The organism is Ruegeria sp. BG3 (assembly GCF_056538485.1).
In genome coordinates this window covers 320,800-332,800 of record NZ_JBQFTE010000001.1, presented here as the reverse complement: position 1 = coordinate 332,800, position 12,001 = coordinate 320,800, and the positions used below count along the sequence as shown (strand labels likewise).

Annotated in this window: 13 protein-coding genes; 6 read left to right on the top strand and 7 right to left on the bottom strand. The window is 59.5% G+C overall.

The annotated features are described in order from the left end of the window. Nucleotides 1-27: 27 nt before the first annotated feature. The 4 genes from ACR0AI_RS01690 to ACR0AI_RS01675 all read right to left on the bottom strand — a co-directional run bounded on the left by ACR0AI_RS01690 (nucleotide 28) and on the right by ACR0AI_RS01675 (nucleotide 3,532). Nucleotides 28-1,071, bottom strand: a complete 1,044-nt coding sequence (locus ACR0AI_RS01690; RefSeq protein ID WP_480671640.1) for an ABC transporter ATP-binding protein — start codon at nucleotides 1,069-1,071, stop codon at nucleotides 28-30. A gap of 126 nt (nucleotides 1,072-1,197) precedes the next feature. Further along, nucleotides 1,198-2,313: a hypothetical protein gene (locus ACR0AI_RS01685; RefSeq protein WP_480671142.1), complete on the bottom strand. Its 1,116-nt coding sequence runs from the start codon at nucleotides 2,311-2,313 to the stop codon at nucleotides 1,198-1,200. Nucleotides 2,314-2,315: 2 nt separating this feature from the next. Further along, the gene (locus ACR0AI_RS01680; protein WP_480671144.1) at nucleotides 2,316-3,095 is read right to left on the bottom strand and encodes an SDR family oxidoreductase; all 780 of its coding nucleotides are present in this window, start codon (nucleotides 3,093-3,095) and stop codon (nucleotides 2,316-2,318) included. Between the two features lie 74 nt (nucleotides 3,096-3,169). Further along, nucleotides 3,170-3,532, bottom strand: a complete 363-nt coding sequence (locus ACR0AI_RS01675; RefSeq protein ID WP_170373896.1) for a SnoaL-like domain-containing protein — start codon at nucleotides 3,530-3,532, stop codon at nucleotides 3,170-3,172. Between the two features lie 110 nt (nucleotides 3,533-3,642). Here ACR0AI_RS01675 and ACR0AI_RS01670 point away from each other — a divergent pair, with 110 nt between their 5' ends. The 4 genes from ACR0AI_RS01670 to ACR0AI_RS01655 all read left to right on the top strand — a co-directional run bounded on the left by ACR0AI_RS01670 (nucleotide 3,643) and on the right by ACR0AI_RS01655 (nucleotide 8,524). Beyond that, a complete protein-coding gene (locus ACR0AI_RS01670; protein ID WP_170705238.1) occupies nucleotides 3,643-5,250 on the top strand; it encodes a peptide chain release factor 3 in 1,608 nt (535 codons plus the stop codon). A 49-nt stretch (nucleotides 5,251-5,299) separates the two neighbouring features. Next, entirely contained in the window at nucleotides 5,300-6,055 is a 756-nt protein-coding gene (locus ACR0AI_RS01665; protein WP_480671146.1) for a hypothetical protein, read from the top strand. Beyond that, nucleotides 6,052-6,981, top strand: coding sequence for a glycosyltransferase family 2 protein (locus ACR0AI_RS01660; RefSeq protein WP_480671148.1), 930 nt, complete (start codon nucleotides 6,052-6,054; stop codon nucleotides 6,979-6,981). The genes ACR0AI_RS01665 and ACR0AI_RS01660 overlap by 4 nt, the downstream gene beginning before the upstream one ends. 184 nt (nucleotides 6,982-7,165) lie before the next feature. Continuing rightward, nucleotides 7,166-8,524: a DEAD/DEAH box helicase gene (locus ACR0AI_RS01655; RefSeq protein ID WP_480671150.1), complete on the top strand. Its 1,359-nt coding sequence runs from the start codon at nucleotides 7,166-7,168 to the stop codon at nucleotides 8,522-8,524. Between the two features lie 10 nt (nucleotides 8,525-8,534). Here the strand turns inward: ACR0AI_RS01655 and ACR0AI_RS01650 are convergent, their stop codons facing one another. The 3 genes from ACR0AI_RS01650 to ACR0AI_RS01640 are packed head-to-tail and all read right to left on the bottom strand — an operon-like array spanning nucleotide 8,535 to nucleotide 10,548. Then, nucleotides 8,535-9,437 carry an EamA family transporter gene (locus ACR0AI_RS01650; protein WP_480671152.1) on the bottom strand — a complete coding sequence of 301 codons (903 nt, stop codon included), beginning with the start codon at nucleotides 9,435-9,437 and terminating at the stop codon, nucleotides 8,535-8,537. A gap of 21 nt (nucleotides 9,438-9,458) precedes the next feature. Beyond that, the gene (locus tag ACR0AI_RS01645; RefSeq protein ID WP_480671154.1) at nucleotides 9,459-10,352 is read right to left on the bottom strand and encodes a fatty acid desaturase; all 894 of its coding nucleotides are present in this window, start codon (nucleotides 10,350-10,352) and stop codon (nucleotides 9,459-9,461) included. After that, complete coding sequence (locus ACR0AI_RS01640) at nucleotides 10,339-10,548, bottom strand: DUF2061 domain-containing protein (protein ID WP_480671156.1); 210 nt, start codon at nucleotides 10,546-10,548, stop codon at nucleotides 10,339-10,341. The genes ACR0AI_RS01645 and ACR0AI_RS01640 overlap by 14 nt, the downstream gene beginning before the upstream one ends. 109 nt (nucleotides 10,549-10,657) lie before the next feature. Between ACR0AI_RS01640 and ACR0AI_RS01635 the strand changes: the two genes are divergently transcribed. Next, nucleotides 10,658-11,524 (top strand): helix-turn-helix domain-containing protein, encoded by an 867-nt coding sequence (locus ACR0AI_RS01635; protein ID WP_480538252.1) that lies wholly within the window; start codon nucleotides 10,658-10,660, stop codon nucleotides 11,522-11,524. Nucleotides 11,525-11,604: 80 nt separating this feature from the next. Beyond that, nucleotides 11,605-11,787 carry a hypothetical protein gene (locus ACR0AI_RS01630; protein ID WP_170373905.1) on the top strand — a complete coding sequence of 61 codons (183 nt, stop codon included), beginning with the start codon at nucleotides 11,605-11,607 and terminating at the stop codon, nucleotides 11,785-11,787. The last annotated feature ends 214 nt before the right edge of the window (nucleotides 11,788-12,001 follow it).

Sequence of the window (12,001 nt, the reverse complement as noted above, 5' to 3'; positions counted from 1 at the left end):
GCGCACCACTTGCGGGGAAATTGCGCTCTATCTAGGGAAAACGAAACAGCGGTCGCGCCGAATGGTCAGCCACATCGCCCGCCCTGGCGCGGGGACAAACACGTTCGGAACCGTCGCCTTCAGGATCGAGCCGTCATAGTCCATCCGAAACTCGACCAGGCTTTCATTGCCCAGAAACCGAGCGCGTTCAACAACGCCCCGCGCCGCAACACCATCTGTGGCCGTGGGTAAAGGCCCTTTACCGTTACGGTCGAAATCCAGCCGGAGGTGTTGGGGGCGGAAAACGATCTCGACATCGGTACCGTCCGGAAAGCCCGGCGCCAGGAATTGTCCGAACGGGGTCTCGGCCAAGGCACCATTCACTTGCGCCTGCAACACGTTGACATCACTGAAGAATGCGACGGCTGCTTTGTCCGCTGGCCGCGTGTAGACGTTGTAAGGCGCGCCTTGTTGCACGATCTTGCCGCCCCGCATCAGGGCGATCTCGTCGGCCATGCGCATGGCCTCTTCCGGTTCATGCGTGACCAGCAGAACGGCGGCGTCTTCCTCTTTCAGGATAGCCAGCGTTTCGTCCCGGATACCGTCGCGCAAACGGTTGTCGAGGCCCGAGAACGGCTCGTCCATCAACATGATCCGGGGGCGCGGTGCCAAAGCGCGCGCCAAAGCTACCCGCTGCTGTTCGCCGCCGGACAGTTGATGCGGGAACCCGTCGATGAATCGCATCAGATCGACTTTGGTCAGCAGCTCCTCGACCCGGGCTCGTTTTTGATCCTTGCTGCCTTTCAGGCCGAAACTCACGTTATCGGCCACGCTGAGATGCGGGAACAGGGCAAAGTCCTGAAACATCAACCCAATTTCACGACGTTCAGGCGGAACGCGGAACACCGTGTCACAGATCAGCTTGCCGTCGACATAGATCTGCCCTTCGTCCTGCATCTCGACCCCGGCGATTATCCGCAAGGTTGTGGATTTGCCGCAACCGGACGGCCCAAGCAGGCAGGTCACCCGCCCCGCCTCGACCGTGAGCGAGACGTCATCCACCACAACCCGGCCTTCGAACCGGCGGATCATATTGCGAATTTCCAAACGAGGAGGAGGTGTGTTGCCTGTCACAGATGGGTCCTGTTGCCTTTCCCGATCAATTCCATCGGGCTTGAGCGGGGATAGCAACCCCGCCCGTCCGGCGCAAGGGATCAGCTATTCCGCAAGCAACTCGAAATCGACACCGGCGCGGATTTTTCCGTTCACCTGAATCTCAAGCCGATGCACTCCCGGCACCAGTTTGAACGTGGTCGCATTGCCTTTGAGCTTGTGGCGTTTGTCCAGACGCAACGCGCCGTTCTTCAGCGCGGCCTGTTTCAGCTTGTGAACCTTGGCCGAAGTCTTTCCGTTAGGGCGTTGAAAGTGGATGATATAATCCACTAGAACAGGTTGGTCAGAAGACCCTTGCAACTCGACCGAGAACGCCAACGCGCCATTGATCCGGGCCTCGCCCTCAACAGAAATGATTGCAGTGACATCCGCGTCCGGGTCATAGCCCAGCATCTTCATCGCCCCCGGATGCCCCGCCTTCACAAGACCACGCAGGGTATGAGAGATCATCCACTCCAGCTCTGCCTCTTCTTGCTCACCTGCCTCGCGCCAGCGCTGCAGGCAGTCCAGAACCAGATCCGGGTCCCTTTTGGTAATATCGTTCAGATGGTTCGCAACCGAGCGCGTCACATAACGTGTTTTGTCCCGATGCAGATCATCCAGCAAAGGCAGCGGGTCTGTCAGCGCAAGACCCACCGCCTGCCCCCATGGCAAACGGGGCCGCGTGCCCTCACTGACGAGACGGCGCACATGATAGCTGTCGTGCTTGCTCCAGCGTTGCATCCGCGCCAAGACCAAATCGGGATGGCTGTTCAGGAACGGACGGATCGCCCATTCCATCGAAAAACGCTGTGTGATTTCCTCCAGCACGTCCAACGCCAGTTCCGGATGCTCGGCACCAACTGCGACAACCCAATCCCCAAGCGGCGCAAAGATGAAATCGCCGAAATCATCATCCGTTTTGCTGGGGTCTAGTGGAGGCGGCAAGGCGCGCAGGATCAACGGCGCGACCGCGGGCAAATTGCCCGGAACGGACTGCTGCAGGCAATTGGCGATCCAGGTCATTCTCTCTTTCAGTTCCAACTCCAACAGGCGCGACATGACCTGCGCTTCGAATGCTTCGGCGTCGAAGTCTGGGTCCGCCGACTGGAACAAACCCGCCAGATAGCGGGTCTTTTCCATGTTGAACAGTTGGTCCTTCAGAGAGAAATTCTGAGCCATTCTTACATCGTCAAATTGGTTGCGCCGCCATCCAGCAGGATGTTCTGCCCAACGATAAAGCCCGCGTGTTGAGAGCATAGGAAAGCACAAGCCGCGCCGAACTCCTGACGCGTACCGTAGCGACGCGCCGGGATCGTGGCGGACCGGGCCGCGCGGGCTTCATCCAGCGAAATCCCCTGTTGATTGGACACACCGGTATCCAGCGACAAGGCGCGGTCGGTGTCATGAATCCCCGGAAGCAGGTTGTTGATCGTCACACCTTGCGGGGCGACCTGACGCGCCGTTCCGGCCACATAGCCGGTCAGCCCGGTGCGCGCAGCATTCGAAAGACCCAGAGCCGGGATCGGCGCACGCACGGATTGCGAAGTGATATTCACCACCCGCCCCCAGCCTTTGTCCATCATCCCCGGCAGCAGCGCTTTCATGAAAGCGATCGGAGTCAGCATGTTGGAATCCAGCGCCTTGATGAAATCGTCACGATCCCAGTCCGACCACAGACCCGGAGGCGGCCCGCCCGCATTTGTGACCAGAATATCAACAGCTTGCGCGGCCTCCATCACTTTCGCCTGACCTTCGGCCGAGGTCACATCGCAGGGCACCGTCTCAACAGCGACGCCGTGGTCCGCACGCAACCGCGCCGCTTCAGAATCCAGCGCTTCAGCACCGCGCGCATTCATCACCAGATCAACGCCTGCTTCAGCCAACGCCTCGGCGCAGCCCAGTCCAAGCCCTTTGCTGCTGGCACAAACCAACGCACGCTTGCCGCGAATTCCCAGATCCATTCTGATCCCCTCTGTCTGTTGTTGCCCGCATGTCTAGCACCAGCCAGACAGAGAAGACCAGAATGCAACAGGCCCTAGTAGAAGAACTCTTCCCTCACAATTTTGCCATCGGCCACGTGGTAGACACCCACTTCGCTCATATCGAAATTCTCGCCGCTTTCTATGAACTTGCCCTTGATCTCGAAAATCACGGCAAAGCGGTCGTCGCCATGCAGCATCGGATCACTGACCGAGACATGGCTGACCTCTGTCGCGCTGTCCCACCATTCATGTTTGCCGCGAATGGCATCCAGACCCTGGACCTCACGCCCCATGCCAACATCATCCACCGCCTCGGCCGAGACAGCATCCGCGGCATAGAGTTTGCCCAAGTTCTCAGCGGTACGGTTTTCGCGGCAACCGGCCACAAGTTCGTTCGCAATCTCTTTCAATTCCATTGGTTCACTCCCACAATTTGTTCACTATATGTTCTCTTTGCCACAACTTGCCGATTCGAACCAGTCCGTTTGTCTTGCTTCGGCGGGTTTCCCCGCCTATACGCGCGCTCATGCTTGATACCGCCTCGAACCAACCCGTATTGCCGCCCGAGATCGCTCGTCGTCGGACATTCGCCATCATCTCGCACCCGGATGCGGGCAAGACGACGCTGACCGAAAAGTTCCTGTTGTACGGGGGCGCGATCCAGATGGCCGGTCAGGTGCGCGCCAAGGGTGAGGCGCGGCGCACGCGGTCGGACTTCATGCAGATGGAGAAGGATCGGGGTATCTCGGTATCCGCCTCGGCGATGTCGTTCGACTATGGGGATTTCCGGTTCAACCTTGTCGACACGCCCGGCCACAGCGATTTCTCGGAAGATACTTATCGCACGCTGACTGCGGTGGATGCGGCTGTGATGGTGATCGACGGTGCCAAGGGTGTGGAGAGCCAGACACAGAAGCTGTTCGAGGTCTGCCGCCTGCGCGATCTGCCGATCCTGACCTTCTGTAACAAGATGGACCGCGAAAGCCGCGATACGTTCGAGATCATCGACGAAATTCAGGAAATGCTGGCCATCGATGTCACGCCCGCTGCGTGGCCCATCGGCGTGGGTCGCGACTTCATCGGCTGCTATGACATGCTGCGCGACCGGCTGGAACTGATGGACCGCGCCGACCGCAACAAAGTGGCCGAGAGCATCCAGATCGACGGTTTGGACGATCCCAAACTGGCCGAACACGTACCCGAACATCTGCTGGAGAAACTGCTGGAAGAGGTCGAGATGGCGCGCGAATTGCTGCCCGCACTGGACCCTCAGGCCGTATTAGAGGGCCACATGACCCCGATCTGGTTTGGCTCAGCGATCAACTCGTTTGGCGTGAAAGAGCTGATGGAGGGGATCGGCGCCTATGGTCCTCAGCCGCAGATCCAATCGGCTGAGCCCCGCCAGATCTCCCCGGATGAAAAGAAGGTCGCCGGTTTTGTCTTCAAGGTGCAGGCCAATATGGACCCCAAGCACCGCGACCGGGTGGCCTTTGTGCGTATGGCCTCGGGGCATTTCAAACGCGGCATGAAGCTGACCCATGTGCGGTCGAAAAAGCCTATGGCGATCTCGAACCCTGTTCTGTTTCTGGCCTCCGACCGGGAACTGGCCGAAGAAGCCTGGGCCGGCGATATCATCGGCATTCCGAACCACGGCCAGCTGCGCATCGGCGATACGCTGACCGAGGGCGAGGCGATCCGCGTGACCGGCATTCCGTCCTTTGCGCCGGAACTGCTGCAGACCGTCCGTCCGGGCGATCCGATGAAGGCCAAGCATCTGGAAAAGGCGCTCATGCAGTTTGCCGAAGAAGGCGCGGCCAAAGTGTTCAAACCCTCGATCGGCTCGGGCTTTATCGTGGGAGTCGTTGGTGCGCTGCAGTTTGAAGTGCTCGCCAGCCGGATCGAGATGGAATACGGCCTGCCGGTGCGGTTCGAGGCGTCTCAGTTCACCTCGGCCCGTTGGGTCAGCGGTGAGAAGACCGAGGTTGAGAAATTCGTCAACGCCAACAAACAGCATATCGCCCATGACCACGATGGCGACATAGTCTATCTGACCCGTCTGCAATGGGATATCGACCGGGTCGTGCGCGACTATCCGGCGCTGAACCTGACGGCCACCAAAGAGATGATGGTGTGATCCAACTGCCTGATTGCACAGCCAATCCCGGCTGTGCAATTCTGCCCGCATGAGCGACGACGACCTGACCTTTCCCGGCGGCCTGCCCGACATGCTGGAGATCCTGGAAAACAGGCGCGCGCCTTTTGTGTTCGGCACCCGTCCCCTGCCCGATCTGGACGTTGATCTGGACGCATTGGCGCAACAGGTCGTGCCCGAAATCGCGACCCTCGCCCCCGAAAGCGACGATGCCACCGCGTGGGACCAAAAGCGCGCCAAGATCGCGACCGAGTTCGTGGGCAATTCGGAACTGGCCTTCCTGAACGCTCAGCTGATCGCCAATCTGCGCAAACGCTCCTATCCGCGTCACACACCCGCTTTGTTCCGGCGGCTCTGGGCCGAGCAATCCCCGCATCTGCTGGAAGCGCTCGATCCGCGCTGGCTCGTCTCCTCGGTGCAGACCTTTGCCGATCACGGCGACACCCCGACGCAACGCGAGGTCGGTCAGGCGCTGCGGATGCTGTTCGGGCTGATGAAGCTCTATGAGTTCGAGCGGCTGTTCTCCAAACGCGGCCCCGAGGAAACCCATTGGTTTCGCGGCAAAAGCACCGCTCCGCTGCCGTTGCAGATGCAGTCTTTCTCACTGGAGCGCGGAGGGCTGGCCGTGGCGCTCATCGCGCCGATCTGGACCAAGGCACTGACCGATCCGACCATTGCGCCGCTGGCGGATCACTTGATGACCGAGCTGAACAAAGACCCCGGAACCGTCTTTCGTCGCCTGAAAAAGATGCGCGAACGCCGTCTCGCCCGGATACAGCGACGATGACCACATGGGGTGTTGTCTCAATGGTGCGAGGGCCCGCGCAGGATATCCTGCGGTTCGCGGCCCACCACCTGGATCTGGGGGCCGACCGGCTATACCTCTATCTAGATGAGCCCAACCCTGAGGCGCAGCACCAGTTGGAGCAGCACCCGAAGGTACAGGTGACACTCTGCGATGACGCATTCTGGCTAAGCCGGAACCGGACGCGCCCGGGCAAGCATCAGGTGCGCCAATCCACCCATGCCAGCTATACCTATCGCAAAACAGATCTGGATTGGCTGGCCCATATCGATGTGGATGAGTTCCTGTGGGCGGACGCCCCCATCCCGGAGCGGCTGGATACCGTGCCCGCAGATATCCCCGCTGTTCGGGTCCGCCCGATCGAGGCCATTGCCGGGGCCGAGGACCTGTACAAAGCGCATATCCCCAAAAGCCCGGACCGCGAGGCTTTGGTGCAGGCGCTCTATCCCACCTATGGCGCCCATGTGCTTGGGGGGTTCCTCAGCCATGTGCAGGGCAAATTGATCGTGCGCACGGGTCTGAAAAAGCTGAGTTTTCGTATCCACAACCTGTTTCAGGACAAGACCCTCCTGCCCTGCAAGTTCGAGCTGCCGGGGCTGGAGCTGTGCCACCATCACGCCCCGAGTTGGGAGCATTGGTTCAAACATTACCGTTTCCGGATGGAGCGTGGCTCCTACAAACCTGGCATGTCCCCAAACCTGCCCCGCGATCAAGGCGGTGTGAACAAGAACGAGCTGTTCAGTCATATCGAATCCGCCCATGGTCTTGATGGGCTACGTGCGTTTTACGATGAACTCAGCGCTACCGACCCGGACGTCCGTGCCCGGCTTGAAGCGCATGACCAGATCCGACACCGCCCGTTGCAACTGGATGAAAAAGTGGCGAAACACTTTCCCGGAAGCTGCTGAATTGTTGCAAAAAATGCCAATTCCAGCCGGTTGACGCCGTCGGGATTTCAGTTCATTTGACCCCGCCCCACGTTTTTGTTATGTCCCGCCTCAAGCCGAAACGCGCATGGTGCGCATGGTCAGATTGACCCGGCATGACGCAGACGCGCGGGCCAGGTCAAGTGTCCGCAATAATCGGACATATATGACAAAGTTTACCGAACTGAACCTGAACCCGAAGGTCCTCAAAGCCATTGAGGAAGCCGGATACGAAACCCCCACTCCGATTCAAGAAGGTGCGATTCCACCCGCGCTTGAAGGGCGTGATGTGTTGGGCATCGCCCAGACCGGCACCGGGAAAACCGCAAGCTTCACGCTGCCGATGATCACCCTGCTGGCCCGTGGCCGCGCCCGGGCCCGGATGCCGCGTTCGCTGGTGCTGTGCCCGACACGGGAACTCGCCGCGCAGGTGGCCGAGAATTTCGACACCTATACCAAACATCTGAAACTGACCAAGGCCCTTCTGATCGGCGGTGTCAGCTTCAAAGAGCAAGAGGCCCTGATCGACCGCGGCGTAGACGTTCTGATCGCCACGCCGGGCCGTCTTCTGGACCATTTCGAACGCGGCAAGTTGCTGCTGACCGGCGTGCAGATCATGGTCGTGGATGAGGCCGACCGGATGCTGGATATGGGCTTCATCCCCGATATCGAGCGCATCTTCTCGCTGACGCCCTTCACGCGCCAAACGCTGTTCTTCTCGGCCACTATGGCCTCGGAGATCGAGCGTATCACCGACACCTTCCTGTCCGCCCCCGCGCGGATTGAGGTCGCCCGTCAGGCCACCGCGTCCGAGACGATTGAACAGGGCGTGGTGATGTTTAAAGGCGGTCGCCGGGATCGCGAGGCGAGCAGCAAACGCAAGGTTTTGCGTGCGCTGATCGATGCCGAAGGTGAGAAATGCACGAACGCGATCATCTTCTGCAACCGCAAGACAGATGTGGATATCTGCGCGAAATCGCTGAAGAAATATGGCTATAACGCCGCCGCGATCCATGGCGATCTGGATCAGTCGCAGCGGATGAAAACGCTGGACGGGTTCCGCGATGGATCACTGCGCCTGTTGGTTGCCTCGGACGTGGCGGCACGTGGTCTGGATATCCCGTCCGTTAGCCATGTGTTCAACTTCGACGTGCCCGGCCATGCCGAGGACTATGTGCACCGCATCGGCCGTACGGGCCGTGCCGGACGCGAAGGCAAGGCCGTGACGATCTGTTCGGGTCGCGACGAAAAGGCTCTGGATGCGATTGAGAAGCTGATCCAGAAGGAAATTCCGCGCCTCGACAATCCGGTCAAGGAAGAACCAAAGCCCGAGAAGCCGAAAGCCGAGAAGCCCCCCAAAGCAGCGGAAAGCAAGCGCAGCGAAGGCAAGAAAGAGCGAGAGCCTCGCGAACCCAAGGGTCGCGGTCGTGGTCGCAAGGACGATCATGGCCCGGCCGTTGTCGGCATGGGCGATCACCTGCCCAGCTTCATCGCTCTCAGCTTTGATGAACGCCGCGCGGGCTAATCCCTGGCGCTTAGATCGACAGCACCAGCGCGAGAATCGACGCACCCAGCAACAGCATCCCGGCGATCTCGCGCCGGGTGATGGTCTCACGGAAAAACAGGGTCGAGGCAAGCAGGCTGAGCAATAGCTCAACCTGTCCCAGTGCTTTGACATAGGCCGCGTTCTGCAAGGTGAAGGCGAAGAACCAGCAGAACGATCCGCACAGGCTGGTCAGGCCAACGAACACGCCGGTTCGGCGCGTGTTCCACACCGCGCGCAACTCGGCCCGGTCGCGCCACAGCAGCCAGATCCCCATGCTGACGAACTGAAACGTGACCACTGCGGCCAGCGTGACCAACGCACGAAACCACGCGTCGATATCGCCCAGCTCAAGCGAGGCTCCGCGATAACTAACTGAGGAAAAAGCAAACAAGACCCCCGAGCCCAGCCCCAGCCGCGAGGCGCGATTGGTCAGATGCTGCCACCACGCCCCGTCCCCACCGGGTGTTTTGGACAAAAGCAGCACCGCCAGAAGCCCCACGACAATCGCCCCCAGCGCCCCGGTCGAGACCTGATCGCCCAACACCACAAATCCAACGATCGCGGTTTGGATGACTTCGGTCTTCTTGAACGTGATACCGACGGCAAAGTTGCGCTGCTTGAACAGGGCGACGACACAGATCGTGGCCAAAATCTGCGAGGTGCCGCCGATCACTGCAAACACCCAGAACCGCACGGACAGTTCGGGCAGGCTCAACCCGGTGACCTGAATGGCCACGACCAGCCCCACCAGAGCCAGAGGCAAGGAATAGGCAAAGCGCGCAAAGGTTGCCCCCGCCGCAGACAGTTTCACACTGCTCAGCGATTTTTGCAGCATAAACCTGACCGTCTGAAAACCGGCGGCGGCGATGGTGATTGGAATCCATAGACTCATGAACTCCGTTCTGTCTTTAAATCAGGGTTTTGGCCAGAGCGGATGCGGCACCGGGTCCTTCGCCCGCCAGAAATACGCCCTGAATATCTCGGCATAGGATGTGTAGACATAGGCTTCGTTGCAATCCTGATACCGCTCTTTCCCCGATTGATAGAGCGCGGGCAATTCGTACCAAGGGGCCGATGGATTCATGTGATGAACCACGTGCAGGTTGTTGTTCAGAAACAAGAAAGCCAGGATACCGCGATCTTCGACGATCACCGTGCGGGCGCGTGATTTCTCATGCGCGCGGTGTTCAAGGAAGGTGCGGATCTTCACGAGACCCAACCCGATATAGGCCGCCATGACATAGGCCCAAATCGGCATGGAGGAGTGCGCGACGACCCACAGAACCACCGCAACTCCGGGGATATGCAGCGCCCATGCAAGAGCGACTGAACGGTCACCACGGATCAGGCTGTTCCATTCGTCCCGCAGAAACATGACCTGCCCAATCGCAGGCCCCGACACCATGCGCCCGAACAGGGTGTTGTTGGCGGTAAGCACCCTCTTTTGCCATCCAGACAGCTGCGCCCAGACCTTTGGGTCATGGTAGTTGCTCTCGGGGTCGTCATAGGGATCTGTCAGGTTCGAATCCTGATGATGCGCAAGGTGTAGGTCGCGAAACCGGTTAAATGGAATGAACAGGGTCAATGGCAGGGCCATCAGTGCCTCGTTCAACCATTTCGTGCGAAACGGATGACCATGCAGAGCCTCATGCGTCAGCGAGGAATGTAGGGCGGCAATCGCCCCCATCATCGGGATGGCGGGCCACAGGCTCCAACCTGCCACGTAGAAAGTGGCAATCAACCAGGCCGCGTAACATGCGGCGATCAGGGCCAATGTGCCCCATTCGGGCGTTTTAGCTTTCCCCATGACGCCCCCATGAGATCCCCGCCCAGACCCGCTCATAAACAATGTAAAGCGTCAGACCGATAGCGGTGTTGACCAGCGCCACCACGCCGCCCAAGGAAACTGACCCGGTGGCGATCAGGCCCACCAGCGTCATAATCACAAAACCCATCACATTCCAAATGAGTGCTTTCACGACAGATCTTCGTCGCGTTTCCATTCCGAACCCCGTTTTTTGTTGTTATCACAAAAGCGTTACTCAACGGGTGGCGTGTTGGGAATTCTGAATATGATTAACAAAAATCATCAGAAGTGATATTTATCTTCATATGATAGAGAAAATCGACAAACGAGTCCGCGCTGCTCAGTTTCGCCAGCGACTTTCCCGCGCGATGGAGGACACCGGTGTCAGCCAAAGCGCACTTGCCCGACATATCGGTGTCGACCGCTCGACCGTATCACAGCTACTGACCGATGAGGGCGCCCGCCTGCCCAACGCCCATGTGGTCGGCAGTTGCGCCTCTGCTCTGGGCGTCTCAGCAGATTGGCTGCTAAGCCTCTCGGACCGCCCCGAAAGCGCCGCGGAACTGCTGGCGAGCTCCCTAACCATGACCGAGGCCCCCCGCGCCCTTGTCGATGAGCGTATTTTCCAATGGCATCAAGAGGCTGCAGGCTACAAAATCCGCTACGTGCCCGCGACCCTGCCCGATATGCTCAAGACCCGCGCGATCCTCGAATGGGAATACGCCCCGCATTTGGGCCGCACAGCAGATCAAGCGATTGGCGCGTCCGAGGATCGCCTGTCCTGGATGCGCAGCGCCCAGTCGGACTATGAGATCGCAATGCCTTTGTATGAAATCCGCAGCTTTGCCCTCGGGACCGGCTACTACGAAGGCCTACCCTTACCGGTCCGTCTGGAACAGATCGACCACCTTTTGGACCTCAGTGAGCAGCACTATCCCCGCCTGCGCATCTATCTGTTCGATGCCAAACGCCTGTATTCCGCACCTGTCACGATCTTCGGCCCGCTTCTTTGCGTCTTCTACGCGGGCAGCCATTACATGGCCTTCCGAGACCGCGACCGTATCGAGGTGTTCAGCCGGCATTTCGACACCCTGATCCGCGAGGCTGAGATGACCGCCCGCCGATTCCCGGAATACCTGCGCGGGTTGCGAGCGGAGATTGCAAAGGGCTGACGCCTCAAACGTGCGGTTTTTCAGATCCTGTAGTATAGTGACACCGCGAACGCGCAGACACTCTACGGAGGATGATCAGAATGGACGCACTACAAACCGCTCAATATGCACGCGCCCTCTACTCCGCGCACGGCGACCGGGCCGAGGCGGAAGCCGCTCAGAAGATGCGCGAATGTGAGGCCGCCGGAAACACGCAAGAGGCCAAAGACTGGCAAGCCGTCCGCCGCACAATCCGCCAAATCCGAGGCCCGAATCAAGGCTGACGCCTTAGCTCTACGCGCTTGTCGCGCCATCAAAAACAACACGCTCCGCCCATCCGGTTCGCGGGCCAATTCGGCTGGCCAGCAGATTGCACACGGTGCCCGGCCCTGTCTGATGGGCGGGCGCCTAACAATGGAATACCTGCCGTTTTCCGGGCAAAAACGTTTTCCCCAAGTTATACCCAGTTTTGACCAAAGTTTTCCCCAGGCTTCTCCC